Raw genomic sequence first — 15,431 nt, 5'->3', positions numbered from 1 at the left:
AAAGCCGGTCAGTCCGGCAGTCGGTCAGCCCGGCAGCCGGTACCCCATCCCCCGCACCGTCTCCACCCGTTGCGCGCCCAGCTTCTTGCGCAGCGCCCGCACGTACACGTCCACGATGTTGGAGCCCGGGTCGAAGTCGTAGCCCCACACGTGGGACAGGATCTGCTCCCGCGACAGGACCTGCCCCGGATGCCGCAGGAACAGCTCCAGCAGCACGAACTCACGGGCCGTCAGGTCGACCAGCCGCTCCCCGGCGCGCGCCCGGCGGGTGCGCAGGTCCAGGGAGAGGTCGCCGGACCTCAGCACCGTCACCTCCGGCGCCCGGGCCGCCGTACGCAGCCGCAGCCGCACCCGGGCGAGCAGTTCCTCGAAGCGGAACGGCTTGGTCATCCAGTCGTCGGCGCCGCCCTCCAGGCCGGCCACCGTGTCCCGTACGGAGTCCCGGGCGGTCAGGACGATCACCGGGGTCGTCACCCGGGACTCGCGCAGCTCGCGCAGGACCGTGAAACCGTCCCGGCCGGGCAGCCCGATGTCCAGGACGACCAGGTCGAAGCCGCCGGTCAGGGCGTACTCGAAGGCGGCGTCGCCGTCGGCGACGGCGGTGGTGGTGAAGCCGTTGGCGCGCAGGCCCTTCTCGACGAAGGAGGCGATGCGCTCCTCGTCCTCGACGATGAGGATGCGGTTCATGGGCGTGCCTCTTCCGGAAATCAGTCCAGTGTCAGTACGAAGGTGGCCCCGCCGCCCTCGGTGGTGCGCAGGGCGACCCGCCCGCCGTGGCCCTCCGCGATCGCCTGGACGATCGACAGGCCGAGCCCGGCGCCGGTCCCGCGCACCCCGCGCCGGGCGGTGCCGCGCCGGAAGCGCTCGAAGATGACCTCGGCGTCCTGGGGCTGCACGCCGGGGCCCGAGTCGGCGACGTACAGCTCGATCCGGGCGCCGTCGGCGCGGGAGCCGATGCGGATGGTCTGGCCGGTGGTGGTGTGCTGCACGGCGTTCTGGGCGAGCTGCACCATCGCCTGCGTGATCCGCTGGGGATCGAGCCGGGCCTCGCGGTCGGCGACCTGGTCCAGCACCCAGTCCCGGTCGCCGAGGGTGCGGGCCTTGACGTAGACGTCGGCGGTGAGTTCGGCGACCTGGACCGGCTCGGGGGTGACGAAGTCGGGGCGTTCGGCCTTGGCGAGCAGCAGCAGGTCCTCGACGATGCGGCTCATCCGGTCCAGTTCGTCGGTGACCAGGCGGACGGTCTCCTCGCGCTCGGCCGGGTCGTCGCCCATCAGCTCCAGGTGGCCGCGGACGATGGTGATCGGCGTGCGCAGCTCGTGTCCCGCGTCGTCGACGAACCGGCGCTGGGTGGCGAAGGCGCGTTCCAGCCGGTCGAGCATGGCGTTGAACGTCTCGGCGAGCGCCGCCACGTCGTCGTGGCCGTGGACCGGGATGCGCCGGGTCAGGTCCTGCTCGGTGAGCTGCGCGGCCGTGGTCCGCACCAGCCGCACCGGCTTGAGGATGCGGCCCGCGACCACCCAGGCGATGCCGGTCGTCATCAGCAGGGCGACGCCGGAGATGGCCAGCAGCACGCGGAACACCTCGTCGGCGCGGGCCTGTTCGCGCCCCGGGTGGAAGGCGACCACGAAGGCCGCCGCCGGTTCGCCGCCGTAGCGGGCCACGGTGACCTTGGCCCAGCGGATGTCGCCCTCGGGCCGCTGGAGGGTGCCGGTGGAGTCGGGCGAGGCGTAGATGCGGCGCCGGGCGCCGGCGTCCTCGTGCAGGGGCAGGGCGACCGGGATCTCGCGCTGCTGGATGATCTGCGTGGGCTTGCCGCCCACGTCGCCGACCAGGCCGATCAGCTCCTCGTCCAGGTCGGCGTACTGCCGCTCCAGGAAGACCCGCAGCAGCCGCCCCGGGTCGGTGAACGGGCGGCCGGTGGCCGGGTCGAAGCCCTGCTCCTCGAAGTTGGCGAACTCGCCGGCCTCCTGGGCGAGCAGCCCGTTGATCCGCTGGTCGGTGTCGCGCAGCAGGATCGAGCGGGTGGTCGCGGCGACCGAGGCCAGGGCGACCGCCATCACGAGCAGCAGCCACAGCAGGATGCGGACGCGGGCCGAGATCCGGCGGCGCTCGCGGTCAGCCGTCGTCGCCGGGCCCGTCGTCGGCGCCCCGGTCGACGGCTGAGTCGTCGGGCTCCTGGCCTCGGTCGTCGTCATCGTCGTCATCCGGGGGGCTGTCGGTCACCGGTGGCCGGGTCACCACCTGGTCGCTGGGCGTCGGCTCGGGCGAGGAGGAGGTGGGCGTCGGCGTCGGGGAGCCGCTCTCCAGCTCCACCTTGGACGGCACCTTGGGCTCCTTCGGGCTGTCGGTGAGGGCGAAACTGGTCGCGGCGATGCCGAGTGGGATCAGGACCACGGCCGCGAGGGCCGCCATCCGGCGTGAGAAGACCATGTCCTCGATCCTGCGCCCCGTACCCGTCGTCCCGGATGAGCCCGCGATGAAGAACTCTTCATCAGCCGCCCGGGGCACAGCCGCCCGGGGCACAGCCGCCCGGGGCACAGCCGCGCGGGGCACAGCCCCCGGGCCCCGGCCGCCGGCTCAGTTGTCGAGCCCGATGGCGAACGCCGCCTCCAGGTCGTGCTGCGAGTACGTCCGGAACGCCACGTGCGTGTCCGTGCCCTCCACGCCCGGGATCTTGCTGATCCGGCCGGGGATGACCTCGGCCAGGTCCTCGTGCCGGCTCACCCGCACCATGGCGATCAGGTCGTAGGTGCCGGTGACGGAGAAGACCTCCGTGACGTTCTCCAGCGCGGCGATCCGCTCCGCGATCTCGGGGATGCGGTCCACGCTGGTCTTGATGAGGACGATCGCGCTGATCACGGCTGGTTCTCTCCCTCGGGCGCCGCCACTGGAACGCTCTTCACTCTAGCCGCAGGCCCGAACCGCACCCAGGCGAAGACGAAGCCCAGCCCGAAGCCCACCAGGTGCGCGAGGTACGCCACTCCCGGGCCGTCGCCGGCCCGCCCCGCGGCCATCCACTGGAGCCCGGCCCAGAAGGGCAGCACCACCCAGGCCGGGAACCGCAGCGGCAGGAAGAAGAGGAAGGGCAGGAGGCTGGTCACCCGGGCGCTCGGGAAGAGGAAGAGGAACGCGCCGAGGATCGCGGAGATCGCCCCCGAGGCACCGACCAGGGACTGCTGGGAGTGGGCGTTGGCGCCCGCGTAGCCGAGCAGGGCCAGGTAGCCGCAGCCGAGGTAGAACAGGGCGAACTGGAGCCGGCCCATCCGTTCCTCGGTCATCGCGCCGAAGACGTACAGGAAGAGCATGTTGCCCAGCAGGTGCACCCAGCTGCCGTGGACGAAGAGGGCCGTCGCGGGGGTCAGCGCCGAGCCGGGGGAGTCCTCGAACAGTTCTGCGGGGATCACGCCCCAGCGCCGGAAGTAGGCGCGCTGCGCGGCCAGCAGCTCCTCCCCGGCGCCGTACGCGGGATTGAGGCCCGCCGCCGGGCTGATCAGGAACAGCAGACAGCACAGCGTGATCAGCGTGTACGTCACCGGTGCCGTGCGGCCCCGGGTCCCGCGGGCCGTGCCGAGCGTCCTGACCCTTCCGAGGGCTGCCGTGCTCCAGTTGCGGATCATGGCTACAGAGCATGACGTAACGGGACGCAACCGCCCGGACCGCCTCGCCGCCGTGGACACGCGGGCGTCGGGTACCCGCCAGGCCGTAGGGTTACGAGCCACACGCACCCGGGAAGCCCGGTGCGTCACCGACACTGGAAGAGAGCGAACAGCCACGATGACGGTTCCCCTGCCGACCGACACGACGCGGTGGCGCTGCACCCTCTGCGGCAACCTCACCCGCTTCGACGTGACCCGGGCCTCGAAGGTCGTGGAGTACGTCCACCTCGACCTGGCCGGCGAGCCGCAGGTCGAGGAGCGCGAGGTGCTCAGTGAGACCATCGAGTCGGTGCGGTGCCGCTGGTGCAACGCCGTGGACCAGGTGGAACTCGTGGACAGGCCGGGTGCCGCCTCCTGACGGGAGCGGCCCCGCACCAGGCGATCCCGGACCGGGGTCGCCCTGAGACATTGGGGTGACGGATGGTGGAGACACAGGGCGGGGGGCCGGGGGACGGCGCCGCCGAGGTGCTCGACCGCCCGCTGCCCGACGGCGTGCGGCGCAGGGTCGTCCAGATCGTGTCCGACGGCTTCGGCGGACTCACCCTCGGCGAACTGCCCGCACAGCTGAGACAGTACGCCCGTTTCGCTCCGAACCGCAGGACCAAGTTCGCCGGCAACGCCATGGCCGCCGCCGTGGAGACCGACACCCTGTTCCGCCAGCGCATCGGCGAGAAGTTCCGGGCGGCCCAGCCCGAACTGGCCGGGGCCCTGGACGCCGGCTCCCCGCCCCCGGCCGCGGACCCCCTCGACGTGGCGGCCGCGGCCTACGTGCTGCGGCCGCACGGCTGGGTGAAGCTCGTGACCGCGGCCGGCGAGGAGGCGCAGCGCGCGGACGCCGAGCGCGCCGACGAGGAGAACCGGGCGGAGCTGGAGCGGCTGCACCAGGAGCTGGCCCGCGCCCGGGAGCACACCAAGGCCGAGACCGAGCGGCTGCGGACCGAGCTGGACGCGGCGAAGCGGGAGGCCGAGTCGCTGCACCGCAAGCTGCGCTCCGCCCTCAGCGACGTCAAGCGCGGCGAGGCGGCGCTGCGCAAGGTCCAGGCCGAGATGGACGCCGTCCGGGCCGAGAGCCACGCCCAGGTGTCCGCCGCCGAGAGCGAGACCCGGCGGCTCAAGACCCGGCTCGGGGAGGCGGAGGCGGCCCTGGAGGCCACCCGCAAGGCGGCCCGCGAGGGGCGCAGCGTCGAGGACATGCGGGTGCGGCTGCTGCTGGACACCCTGCTGGACGCGACGCAGGGGCTGCGCCGGGAGCTGGCGCTGCCCCCGGTGTCCGTGAAGCCCGCCGAGACGGTGGACGCGGTCGAGCCGGGCCGGATGACGCCCAAGGACATCGCCGCCCGCGCCCTGTCCGAGAACGACCCCGCCATCCTCGACCAGTTGCTGGCGCTGCCCCAGGCGCACCTGGTCGTCGACGGCTACAACGTCACCAAGACCGGCTACCCGCAGATGCCGCTGGAGAAGCAGCGGCTGCGCCTGCTCGGCCAGCTCTCCCAGCTCGCCGCCCAGACCGGCGCCGAGATGACCTGCGTCTTCGACGGCGCCGAGCTGGCGGCGCCGGTGCTGCTGGCGCCGCCGCGCGGGGTGCGGGTGCTGTTCTCCAAGCCCGGGGTCACCGCCGACGAGCTGATCCGCCAGCTGGTGCGGGCCGAGCCGCCGGGGCGGCCGGTCATCGTCGTCTCCACCGACCGCGAGGTCGCCGACGGGGTCGCGCGCGCCGGCGCACGCCCGGTGGCGTCCGCGGTGCTCCTCAAGCGGCTTTCCTGACCTCCTGCTTCACTTTCGAGGCAACCGTAACGTAGGTGTTCTATGCCTGAATTGACGGAACCGTCACGCAACGTAGCGTCAAGTAGGGATTACCGCACGTGAGTTGTGGCAAAGAATGCGGTGCGTAACCGGGATTTTTCGGCGGAGGATTTGAACTGATCACGAGTGGGTCACTAGGGTCAGCCCTCGAACCCTCGAACGGGTGATCCCTCTCAAGAAGGAGCTCGTCTCCGTGGCGTCCCACCGTCGTCCCAAGCAGCCGAGCCGCACGCGCGTGACCGTGCTCACCACCGCTGCCGCAGCCGCTGTCGCTCTCAGCTCCCAGGCCGCCAACGCCGCCCCGAGCGAGAAGCCGAGCAAGGACGAGGTCAAGGCCAAGGTCGACAAGCTCTACACCGAGGCGGAGCAGGCCACCGAGAAGTACAACGGCGCCAAGGAGAAGCAGGAGAAGCTCCAGAAGGAGATCTCCACGATCCAGGACAACGTCGCCCGCGGCCAGGAGGAGCTCAACGAGCTGCGCGACGGCCTCGGTTCGATGGCCAGCGCCCAGTACCGCTCCGGCGGCATAGACCCCTCCCTCCAGCTCTTCCTGTCCGCCGACCCGGACAGCTACCTGGACAAGGCATCCACCCTCGACCAGCTGAGCGGTCAGCAGGTCGAGGCGCTGAAGAAGATCCAGGAGAAGCAGCGCGACCTCGCCCAGCAGCGTTCCGAGGCGTCCGAGAAGCTCAAGGACCTCGCCTCCACCCGCACCGAGCTGGGCAAGAAGAAGAAGGAAGTCCAGGGCAAGCTCTCCTCCGCCCAGAAGCTGCTCAACACCCTCACCGCGCAGGAGAAGGCCGCCCTCGCCGAGGAGGAGCAGCGCGCCACCCGCACCAGCGAGCGCGAGGTCCTCTCCAGCACCGACGGCCCCTCCGGCAAGCCCGCCTCCGGCCGGGCCGCCGCCGCCTTCGCCGCCGCCCAGAGCAAGATCGGCACGCCCTACGTCTACGGCGCCACCGGCCCGTCCTCCTTCGACTGCTCGGGCCTGACCTCCTGGGCCTACGCCCAGGCCGGCGTCGGCATCCCGCGCACCTCCGAGGCGCAGACCGGCGCGGGCACGCGGATCTACTCGCAGAGCCAGCTCCAGGTCGGCGACCTGGTCTTCTTCTTCAACGACCTGCACCACGTCGGCCTCTACGCCGGCAACGGCCAGGTGCTGCACGCGCCGCGCACCGGCACGGTCGTCCGCTACGAGTCGATGGGCACCATCGGCGGCCCGTTCATGTTCGGCGTGCGGGTCTGACCCAGCCCCCGCGCCACCCGAAGTCGCCCTCGTCGTGCCGCCCGTTCGGGCGAATCACGGCGAGGGCGTTCTGGCTCCCGCCCCGCCGGTGACCTGCGTCGGCGGCCCGGCGCCGGGCCGCGCGCCCCGCGAGGTCGTTGGCCGCCGGCCCGGCGCGGGGTTACTGTCTGCCGCGTTTCCCTGTCCGTCAGCGGAAGGAGTGCGGCTTCCCGTGGGGTCCCATCGCCGCCTTGCACCAACCGGGTTCGACCGCGGCGCCACCGCCGCCGTGGGCCTGCTTTCCGTCGCCGCCGCGGTCCTGGGCGCCGTACCGGCCACGGCCGCCCCGCACGACGACCGGCGGGCGGAGGTGGACCGGCTGTACACGGAGGCGGAGCGGGCGACCGAGGCGTACAACAAGGCCGACGCGCGCACCGACGCCCTGCGCGAGGAGGTCAGCGCCGCGCAGGACGCCATCGCGCGGCAGCAGGAGCGCATCAACTCCATGCGGGACGCGCTGGGTTCGCTGGCCGGCGCGCAGTACCGCTCCGGCGGCATCGACCCGTCGCTGGCGCTGCTGCTCTCCGCCGACCCGGACGACTACCTGGACAAGGCCTCGGTGCTCGACCGGGTCACCACCCGCCAGGCCGGCGAACTGAGGGAACTCCAGGAGGCGATGCGCGACCTCGCCGAGGACCGCGCCGAGGCGGGCCGCAAGCTCACCGAACTGGAGAAGGGCCGCAAGGCCGTCGCCGCCCACAAGAAGACCGTGGAGCGCAAGCTCGCCGAGGCCCGCGCACTGCTGAACTCCCTGCCGGACGAGGACCGCGCCGCCTACGACCGGGGCTCCCGCTCCGGCCGCGCCGACCTGCCCGGCCCCGGCGCCGCGGACCCCGTCTCCGGCCGCGCGGCCGCCGCCGTCGCCGCCGCCCGCTCGGCCCTGGGCAAGCCGTACGTCTGGGGTGCCAACGGACCCACCGGCTTCGACTGCTCGGGCCTGACCCAGTGGTCGTACGCCCAGGCCGGGGTCGGCCTGCCGCGCACCTCGCAGGCGCAGTCCGGCACCGGGCAGCGGGTGTCCCTGGCCGAGGCGCGCCCCGGCGACCTGGTCGCCTACCGGGACGACGCCAGCCACATCGGCATGTACGTCGGCGACGGCCAGGTCATCCACGCGCCCTACCCGGGCGCGCCCGTGCGCTACGACCCGGTCGGCATGATGCCGGTCTCCTCGGTGACCCGGGTGTGATCCTCCCGGGCCCGCCGGCCACTGCCCCCTCGGGCCCGGCGCCCGTACGATCGGGAAGGTGGCTGGTCGCGGGCGGGTGTCGGGTTCCTCGGTGGTGGCGCTGTGCCTGCTGCTGGCCGCCCTCGTGGGCTGCGGCGGCCGGAGCGCGGCCGACCCCGTCCTTTCCGAGGTGCAGCGGGTACTGGACCGGCGGGCGGCGGCCGTGCTCGACCACGACCGGGCCGCCTACGCCCGTACCGGTGACGGAGCCGGCTTCGACAACCTGAGCGCGGTGCCGCTGGCCGCCTGGTCGTACCGCGTGGCGGACGTGGACCGCGGCGGCGCCACGGCCACCGCCGACGTCGAACTGCGCTACCGCGTCGAGGGCCACGACCGGGGGCCCGTCACCGCCCGCCGTACCGTGCGGCTGAGCCGCGAGGGCGCGGACGGGCCGTGGTCCGTCGACTCCGACCGGCCGGCGAAGAAGTCCGGCCAGCAGCCGTGGGACCAGGGTGCCGTGCGGGTCGTGCGCGGGACGCACAGCCTCGTGCTCGGCGTCGGGCAGTCCACCGGGACGCTGCGGGGCTTCGCCGACCTGGCCGACCGCGCGGTGCCGGCCGTGTCGGACGCCTGGGACGGCGACTGGTCCCGGCGGGTCGTGGTGCTGGTCCCCGAGTCGCTGGAGGGCATGGCGGGCCTGCTGGGCTCGCCCGCCTCCTCCTACCGGGGCATCGCCGCGGTCACCACCGGCGAGACCGGCGGCCGGGAACACGCGCCGGCGGACCGGATCATCGTCAACCCCGACGCGTACGGGCTGCTCGGCACCCTCGGCAAGCAGGTCGTGCTCACCCACGAGACCACGCACGTCGCCACCCGTGCCGACACCACCTCGGCCACCCCGCTGTGGCTGTCCGAGGGCTACGCCGACTGGGTCGGCTACCGCGACAGCGGACGTTCCCCCGCCCAGTCCGCCCCCGAGCTGGACCGCGCGGTCGCCGAGGGCCGGGCGCCCGCGCACCTGCCGACGGACGAGGACTTCGGCTTCACCGCCGACGCGGACGAGCTGGCCCGCGCCTACGAGGGCGGCTGGCTCGCCTGCCGCATGATCGCCGCCCAGTGGGGCGAGGAGCGCCTGAACGCCTTCTACCGGGCCGTGGGCACGCACGACGACCGCGCCGGCGCGGTGGAGGACGCGATGCGCGAGGTGCTCGGGACCACGCCGGAGGACTTCACGACGCGGTGGCGGGAGTATCTGCGCACGGCGTTCGACTGAGCCGGTCCTCGGGCCCGGCCGGCCCGCGCCGCACCGTGTCCCGCCACAGGGCGCGGGCCGCGACGAGCGCCGCGGCCACCAGCAGGCCGTTGCGCAGGGCGAGGAGCCCGATGCCGAGCGGGTCGCCGGCGACCACGTGGTCGAACCACACCGGGAACTCCAGCACCGTCACCAGGCTCGCCGCCAGGACCAGGGCGGCCGGCACCCGCATGCGGCTGGCCCGGAAGCACCGGCAGACCGCCGCGAGGCCGATCAGCCACACCATGTACTGCGGGCTGATCACCCGGCTGGTCACCGTGAACAGCAGCACCGCCACGAAGGCCGCGTCCGCCGCCGTGTGCGCCGCGAAGCGGGAGGCCGCCAGCCGCCACACCAGCAGCCAGCCGAACGCCACGGCGGTCAGCCCGAGCGCCACCGCGCTCACCGTGCCCACGTACGGGCCGAGGAACTCGACCGAGCCGTAGTTGAGCAGCACCTCGCCCTCCCAGCCGAAGTGCCGGGCGACGTGGAAGACCAGCGCGCCCAGCGACTCCACCTCGGTGCCCCGGTCGCGCTGGAAGGTCAGGAACGCGAACGCCCCGGGCATCGTCGCGGCGAACAGCGCCGCGAGCCCCGCCCCGCTCAGGGCCGCCGCGGCCCACGGCACACGTCCGCGCATCCCCACGAGCACCAGCGCCGGCCACACCTTCAGCAGCGTCCCCAGCGCCGCCAGGGCACCTGCCACGCGCGGATGCCGGCCCGCGGCGAGCAGCGCCGCCACCGCGACGGCCGTGACCATCACGTCGTAGCGGGCGTACACGGTCGGACCGAGCAGCGGGACGCCCGCCACCCACACCCACGCCCCGCGCGGTGAGCGCCCGGCACCCCGGCCCGCCCGCCACAGCAGGGCGAGGACGGCCAGGTCCGTCAGACAGGCCAGGACGAAGAAGGCCGTCGCGTACTCCAGGAAGGGGAGCAGCGTGGGGGAGAGGACGGCGAGGGCCGCCGCGGGCGGGTACTGCCAGGTGACGTCCTTCAGCGGAAACGTTCCGGCGCGCAGGACGTCGTGCCAGTCCCGGTAGATGACGGACACGTCGACGGTGACGTCCGGGCCCGGGAAGACCAGCAGCTTCAGCACGAACAGCAGCAGGACCACCCGCGTGGCGCCCCAGGCCGTCAGCAGCCGCAGCGCGGGCCGCCTCGCGTCCGTCGTCTCCACGTGCTCCCTGCCCGTCCGCGTGCCGTTCCGGTCGTGCCCTGTCACGCCGTGCCGGGCCACGCCTGCCGTGCGGCCATGATGACCCGGACACCTGTGCGCGTGCCACAGGACGCGACCGGCCCCGGGCCCGTCCGGAGGGTTCGGTAGGGTCGGCGGCGTGCGCAAGACCTTGATCGTGACGAACGACTTCCCACCCCGTCCGGGCGGCATCCAGGCCTTCCTGCACAACATGGCGCTACGCCTGGACCCGGAGCGGGTCGTCGTCTACGCCTCCACCTGGAAGCGCGGCCGCGAGGGCGCCGAGGCCACCGCCGCCTTCGACGCCGAGCAGCCCTTCACCGTCGTACGGGACCGTACGACGATGCTGCTGCCGACGCCGGGCGCGACCCGGCGGGCCGTCGGGCTGCTGCGCGAGCACGGGTGCACGTCGGTGTGGTTCGGGGCGGCGGCACCGCTCGGGCTGATGGCGCCGGCGCTGCGCAGGGCGGGGGCCGAGCGGCTCGTCGCCACCACCCACGGCCACGAGGCGGGCTGGGCCCAGCTGCCCGCCGCCCGGCAGCTGCTGCGCCGGATCGGGGAGTCCACGGACACGATCACCTACCTCGGGGAGTACACGCGTTCGCGGATCGCGGGCGCGCTCACCCCCGAGGCCGCCGCACGGATGACGCAGCTGCCGCCCGGCGTCGACGAGAAGACCTTCCACCCGGGCAGCGGCGGCGACGAGGTCCGGGCCCGGCTGGGCCTGACCGACCGGCCGGTCGTGGTGTGCGTCTCGCGGCTCGTCCCCCGCAAGGGCCAGGACACCCTGATCCGGGCGATGCCGCGCGTGCTCGCCGCCGAACCGGACGCCGTCCTGCTGATCGTCGGCGGCGGCCCCTACGAGAAGGACCTGCGCCGCCTCGCCCACGAGACCGGCGTCGCCGCCTCCGTCCACTTCACCGGCGCCGTCCCCTGGTCCGAACTGCCCGCGCACTACGGCGCCGGGGACGTCTTCGCCATGCCGTGCCGGACCCGGCGGGGCGGCCTGGACGTGGAAGGGCTCGGGATCGTCTACCTGGAGGCCTCCGCGACCGGCCTGCCCGTCGTCGCCGGCGACTCGGGCGGCGCGCCCGACGCCGTACTGGACGGGGAGACGGGGTGGGTGGTGCGCGGCGAGTCCGCGGAACAGACCGCCGACCGCGTCGTCACGCTCCTCGGCGATGCGGAGCTGCGCCGCCGGATGGGCGAGCGGGGCCGGGCCTGGGTCGAGGAGAAGTGGCGCTGGGACCTGCTGGCGGAGCACTTGAAGGCCTTGCTGTGAGGCAGGGTGCCTTGTCGGCACGGTGAAGCGGACCGACCCAGGGGCGCGGGGAACTGCGCGACAAGCCACGAGGAACGCGAAGCCGCCGACGAACCGGACCCGGTACCCCGGAAGGCGCCCCTACTTCGCGTAGATCGCCTCGATCTCGTCGGCATAGTCCTTCGCGACAACATTCCGCTTCAGCTTCAGCGACGGCGTCAGGTGCCCCGAGTCCTCGGAGAACTGCGCGCCGAGCACCCGGAACTTCCGCACCGACTCCGCCTTCGACACCGCCGCGTTGCCGTCGTCGATCGCGTCCTGGATCGCCGCGATCAGGTCCGGGTCCTCCCGCAGCGACACCGCGGTCGAGCCGGCGGGCTTGCCGTGGTCCGCGCACCAGCGGCCGAGGAACTCCTCGTCGATGGTCACCAGCGCGCCCACGAACGGCCGCCCGTCGCCGACCACCATGCACTCCGCGACCAGCGCGTGGGCCCGGATGCGGTCCTCTATGACGGCCGGAGCGACGTTCTTGCCGCCGGCGGTGACGATGATCTCCTTCTTGCGGCCGGTGATCCGCAGGTAGCCGTCCTCGTCGAGGGTGCCGATGTCCCCGGTGTGGAACCAGCCGTCGGCCAGCGCCTCGGCGGTGGCGTCCGGGTTGTTCCAGTACTCCTTGAACAGGTGCTCGCCGTGCAGCAGCACCTCCCCGTCGTCCGCGATGCGCACCACGGAGCCGGGCAGCGGCTGGCCGACCGTGCCGATCTTCTGCCGGTCCCAGGGGTTGAACGCGGTGGCCGCGCAGGACTCGGTCAGGCCGTAGCCCTCCAGGACCGTGAAGCCGATGCCGCGGAAGAAGTGGCCGAGCCGCTCGCCGAGCGGGGCGCCGCCGGAGATGGCGTACTCGCCGCGCCCGCCGAGGACCGTGCGGAGCTTGCTGTAGACGAGCTTGTCGAAGACCTTGTGCTTGATCTTCAGACCGAGGGACGGACCCGACGGGGCGTCCAGCGCCTTGCTGTACGCGATCGCCGTGTCGGCGGCCTTGTCGAAGATCTTGCCCTTGCCGTCGGCCTGCGCCTTGGCGCGCGCCGAGTTGTAGACCTTCTCGAAGACGCGCGGCACCCCGAGGATCAGCGTCGGCCGGAACGCGGCCAGCTCGTCGGTGAGGTTCTTGATGTCGGGGACGCAGCCCAGCTTGATCGGCGCGATCATCGGCGCGACCTGGACGAGGCGGCCGAAGACGTGGGCGAGCGGGAGGAACAGGAGGACCGAACACTCGCCGGTGCGGAACAGCGGGCGCAGCCGCTCGACGACGTTGCCGCACTCGGCGAAGAAGCTGCGGTGGGTGAGCACGCAGCCCTTGGGGCGGCCGGTGGTGCCGGAGGTGTAGACGATGGTCGCCGGGTCGTCGGCCTTCGCGATCGAGCCGCGCTCCTCGACGGTCTGGTCCGTGACGTCCTGGCCCAGGCGCCCCAGCTCCTCCACGGCACCGGCGTCGATCTGCCAGACGTGCTTGAGGGCGGGCAGCCGCTCGCGCACCGACTCGACGGCGGCGGCGTGCGCGGCCGACTCCACGACGCAGGCGGTCGCGCCCGAGTCGCCGAGGATCCACTGCACCTGCTCGGGAGAGCTGGTCTCGTACACCGGCACGGTGACCGCGCCCGCGCTCCAGATCGCGAAGTCCAGCAGCGTCCACTCGTAGCGCGTCCGGGACATGAGGCCGACGCGGTCGCCCGGCTGGACGCCGGAGGCGATCAGGCCCTTGGCGGCGGACCGCACCTCGGCGAGGAAGGCGCGGGCGGTCACGTCCTGCCAGGCGCCGCCCACCTTGCGGGAGATGACGGCTACGTCCGGGTGCTGCGCGGCGTTTCTGCGGACGATGTCGGTCAGGTTTCCGTCCGACGGGACCTCGTACAAAGCCGGAAGGCTGAACTCGCGCAAGACTGCTGCTCCTCATAGGGCGCCGGCGCCACGACACTGTGTGATGCGACGGTGCGGTCCAAGGCTCGGGCAAGTGCTCCCGGACCTCACATGCCGAACCACACGCCGATTCACATGTTGAAATCCTGAGCACCACTGGACTGCCCGGACGTTACCCGCCGGTATGGCTTCTCCGACAGGGGGTCCCCGCGAGATGTTCGCTGCGTCACACGGTTGGGGTTTCCTTGGCGCAGAGTAGTCGACGGATCAACCGACCAGCCAGTAACCGCAGGTCCGACCGCCACTGTTCACAAGAGGCACCCGCTGCTTACGCTTGATCGCCATGGCACCCACACCGCCCGGTAACACGAGGACGCGCGTCCATGTGGTCAGCGACGTCCATGGCAACGCCCGCGACCTGGCCAGGGCCGGCGAGGGCGCCGACGCCCTGGTCTGCCTCGGGGACCTGGTCCTCTTCCTCGACTACGCCGACCACTCGCGCGGCATCTTCCCCGACCTGTTCGGCGTCGCGAGCGCCGACCGCATCGTCGAGCTGCGCACCGCCCGGCGCTTCACCGAGGCGCGGGAGTACGGGAGGCGACTGTGGGCGGGCGTCGGCGGGGACGCGGAGAAACTCGTCGAGGACGCGGTGCGCCGGCAGTACGCCGAGCTGTTCGCCGCGTTCCCCACTCCGACGTACGCCACCTACGGCAACGTCGACATGCCGCCCCTGTGGCGCGAGTACGCCCGTCCCGGCACGACCGTGCTCGACGGGGAGCGGGTGGAGATCGGCGGCCGGGTCTTCGGCTTCGTCGGCGGCGGGCTGCGGACGCCGATGCGCACGCCGTACGAGATCGACGACGAGGAGTACGCGGCGAAGATCGAGGCCGTCGGCGAGGTGGACGTGCTGTGCACGCACATCCCGCCGGAGGTGCCGGAGCTGGTCTACGACACGGTGGCGCGGCGCTTCGAGCGGGGCAGCAGGGCGCTGCTGGACGCGATCCGCCGCACCCGCCCCCGGTACGCGCTGTTCGGGCACGTCCACCAGCCGCTGGTGCGGCGGATGCGGATCGGCGCGACCGAGTGCGTGAACGTCGGGCACTTCGCGTCGACGGGGACGCCGTGGGCGCTCGAGTGGTGAACGTGCGCGGGCGGACCTGCCCGGGCGGGCGGTGACGTTCGCCCTGCCCGTGCGCGATAGCCTTCACGCGGCACACACGTGCGCACCACGCCGACGAGGGGCGGGGCGCGCGCCCACCTCAGTAGCGGCCCGTATCCGGAGGAGCCACGGCGATGGCGGAACACACGAGCTCGAGCATCACCATCGAGGCGGCACCGGCCGACGTCATGTCGGTGATCGCCGACTTCGCCCGCTACCCGGACTGGACCGGCGAGGTGAAGGAGGCCGAGGTGCTCGCGACGGACGCCGACGGCCGCGCGGAGCAGGTCCGGCTCGTCATGGACGCCGGGGCGATCAAGGACGACCAGACACTGGCCTACACCTGGACCGGCACGCACGAGGTGTCCTGGACGCTGGTGAAGTCCCAGATGCTCCGTTCCCTCGACGGCTCCTACCTCCTCAAGGAGGCGGGCACGGGCACGGAGGTCACCTACCGGCTGACGGTCGACGTCAAGATCCCGATGCTGGGCATGATCAAGCGCAAGGCCGAGAAGGTCATCACCGACCGGGCGCTGGCGGGCCTGAAGAAGCGCGTGGAGTCGGGCGCGAAGTAGCGCCCGCCACCTCTCCCGGCTGCGGGTGGGCGGTGGGGGAGGCACCCCGCCGCGCCGGGCCGCGCGACCCCCACCCGGCCCGCGCCCCGCGCCGGTCGACGAGCCCGACCGGCGGGGC

At 73.0% G+C, this 15,431-nt stretch carries 15 protein-coding genes; 8 read left to right on the top strand and 7 right to left on the bottom strand.

Annotated features, from left to right (window positions below; translation table 11 throughout):
- Positions 1 to 24: 24 nt before the first annotated feature.
- From ACFIF2_RS17960 to ACFIF2_RS17940, 5 genes are all read right to left on the bottom strand, one after another.
- Positions 25 to 687, bottom strand: coding sequence for a response regulator transcription factor (locus ACFIF2_RS17960; protein WP_395573686.1), 663 nt, complete (start codon positions 685 to 687; stop codon positions 25 to 27).
- Positions 688 to 707: 20 nt separating this feature from the next.
- Complete coding sequence (locus ACFIF2_RS17955; protein ID WP_395573684.1) at positions 708 to 2,198, bottom strand: ATP-binding protein; 1,491 nt, start codon at positions 2,196 to 2,198, stop codon at positions 708 to 710.
- Positions 2,119 to 2,433, bottom strand: a complete 315-nt coding sequence (locus ACFIF2_RS17950) for a small secreted hydrophilic protein (RefSeq protein WP_395573682.1) — start codon at positions 2,431 to 2,433, stop codon at positions 2,119 to 2,121. Before ACFIF2_RS17950 ends, ACFIF2_RS17955 begins: the two co-directional genes overlap by 80 nt.
- A 147-nt stretch (positions 2,434 to 2,580) precedes the next feature.
- On the bottom strand, positions 2,581 to 2,862 hold the full coding sequence (locus ACFIF2_RS17945) for an Lrp/AsnC family transcriptional regulator (RefSeq protein ID WP_395573680.1): 282 nt from the start codon (positions 2,860 to 2,862) through the stop codon (positions 2,581 to 2,583).
- Positions 2,859 to 3,620 carry a rhomboid family intramembrane serine protease gene (locus tag ACFIF2_RS17940; RefSeq protein WP_395573678.1) on the bottom strand — a complete coding sequence of 254 codons (762 nt, stop codon included), beginning with the start codon at positions 3,618 to 3,620 and terminating at the stop codon, positions 2,859 to 2,861. Before ACFIF2_RS17940 ends, ACFIF2_RS17945 begins: the two co-directional genes overlap by 4 nt.
- 157 nt (positions 3,621 to 3,777) lie before the next feature.
- Between ACFIF2_RS17940 and ACFIF2_RS17935 the strand changes: the two genes are divergently transcribed.
- The 5 genes from ACFIF2_RS17935 (at position 3,778) to ACFIF2_RS17915 (ending at position 9,185) form a co-directional block, all read left to right on the top strand.
- Positions 3,778 to 4,017, top strand: a complete 240-nt coding sequence (locus ACFIF2_RS17935) for a hypothetical protein (RefSeq protein ID WP_395573676.1) — start codon at positions 3,778 to 3,780, stop codon at positions 4,015 to 4,017.
- A gap of 62 nt (positions 4,018 to 4,079) precedes the next feature.
- Positions 4,080 to 5,423 (top strand): NYN domain-containing protein, encoded by a 1,344-nt coding sequence (locus ACFIF2_RS17930; RefSeq protein WP_395573674.1) that lies wholly within the window; start codon positions 4,080 to 4,082, stop codon positions 5,421 to 5,423.
- Between the two features lie 232 nt (positions 5,424 to 5,655).
- Entirely contained in the window at positions 5,656 to 6,708 is a 1,053-nt protein-coding gene (locus ACFIF2_RS17925; RefSeq protein ID WP_395573922.1) for an NlpC/P60 family protein, read from the top strand.
- A 211-nt stretch (positions 6,709 to 6,919) separates the two neighbouring features.
- Complete coding sequence (locus ACFIF2_RS17920; RefSeq protein WP_395573672.1) at positions 6,920 to 7,933, top strand: NlpC/P60 family protein; 1,014 nt, start codon at positions 6,920 to 6,922, stop codon at positions 7,931 to 7,933.
- 58 nt (positions 7,934 to 7,991) lie between these two features.
- The gene (locus ACFIF2_RS17915; RefSeq protein ID WP_395573670.1) at positions 7,992 to 9,185 is read left to right on the top strand and encodes a hypothetical protein; all 1,194 of its coding nucleotides are present in this window, start codon (positions 7,992 to 7,994) and stop codon (positions 9,183 to 9,185) included.
- Here ACFIF2_RS17915 and ACFIF2_RS17910 read toward each other — a convergent pair.
- Positions 9,142 to 10,383, bottom strand: a complete 1,242-nt coding sequence (locus ACFIF2_RS17910) for a glycosyltransferase 87 family protein (protein ID WP_395573668.1) — start codon at positions 10,381 to 10,383, stop codon at positions 9,142 to 9,144. The two genes, ACFIF2_RS17915 and ACFIF2_RS17910, sit on opposite strands and share 44 nt — an antisense overlap.
- Before the next feature lie 157 nt (positions 10,384 to 10,540).
- On the opposite strand from ACFIF2_RS17910, the gene ACFIF2_RS17905 reads away from it, so the two are divergent.
- Entirely contained in the window at positions 10,541 to 11,683 is a 1,143-nt protein-coding gene (locus ACFIF2_RS17905) for a glycosyltransferase family 4 protein (protein ID WP_395573666.1), read from the top strand.
- A gap of 120 nt (positions 11,684 to 11,803) precedes the next feature.
- Here ACFIF2_RS17905 and ACFIF2_RS17900 read toward each other — a convergent pair whose 3' ends face one another.
- The gene (locus ACFIF2_RS17900; protein ID WP_395573664.1) at positions 11,804 to 13,600 is read right to left on the bottom strand and encodes an AMP-dependent synthetase/ligase; all 1,797 of its coding nucleotides are present in this window, start codon (positions 13,598 to 13,600) and stop codon (positions 11,804 to 11,806) included.
- A 322-nt stretch (positions 13,601 to 13,922) separates the two neighbouring features.
- Between ACFIF2_RS17900 and ACFIF2_RS17895 the strand changes: the two genes are divergently transcribed.
- Positions 13,923 to 14,720, top strand: a complete 798-nt coding sequence (locus ACFIF2_RS17895) for a metallophosphoesterase (protein WP_395573662.1) — start codon at positions 13,923 to 13,925, stop codon at positions 14,718 to 14,720.
- 152 nt (positions 14,721 to 14,872) lie between these two features.
- Positions 14,873 to 15,313 (top strand): SRPBCC family protein, encoded by a 441-nt coding sequence (locus ACFIF2_RS17890; RefSeq protein WP_395573660.1) that lies wholly within the window; start codon positions 14,873 to 14,875, stop codon positions 15,311 to 15,313.
- Positions 15,314 to 15,431: the final 118 nt, after the last annotated feature.

The sequence above is a fragment of the Streptomyces sp. BK79 genome, from assembly GCF_044142145.1.
Classification (GTDB): domain Bacteria; phylum Actinomycetota; class Actinomycetes; order Streptomycetales; family Streptomycetaceae; genus Streptomyces.
The sequence above is the reverse complement of the archived record's forward strand: the minus strand, read 5'-3'. Positions and strand labels throughout refer to the sequence as shown.

Bases quoted from the DNA above. Each gene is read 5' to 3' on its own strand.
- ACFIF2_RS17960 (WP_395573686.1), bottom strand. From the start codon at position 687: ATGAACCGCATCCTCATCGTCGAGGACGAGGAGCGCATCGCCTCCTTC.
- ACFIF2_RS17955 (WP_395573684.1), bottom strand. From the start codon at position 2,198: ATGACGACGACCGAGGCCAGGAGCCCGACGACTCAGCCGTCGACCGGG.
- ACFIF2_RS17950 (WP_395573682.1), bottom strand. From the start codon at position 2,433: ATGGTCTTCTCACGCCGGATGGCGGCCCTCGCGGCCGTGGTCCTGATC.
- ACFIF2_RS17940 (WP_395573678.1), bottom strand. From the start codon at position 3,620: ATGATCCGCAACTGGAGCACGGCAGCCCTCGGAAGGGTCAGGACGCTC.
- ACFIF2_RS17935 (WP_395573676.1), top strand. From the start codon at position 3,778: ATGACGGTTCCCCTGCCGACCGACACGACGCGGTGGCGCTGCACCCTC.
- ACFIF2_RS17930 (WP_395573674.1), top strand. From the start codon at position 4,080: ATGGTGGAGACACAGGGCGGGGGGCCGGGGGACGGCGCCGCCGAGGTG.
- ACFIF2_RS17895 (WP_395573662.1), top strand. From the start codon at position 13,923: ATGGCACCCACACCGCCCGGTAACACGAGGACGCGCGTCCATGTGGTC.
- ACFIF2_RS17890 (WP_395573660.1), top strand. From the start codon at position 14,873: ATGGCGGAACACACGAGCTCGAGCATCACCATCGAGGCGGCACCGGCC.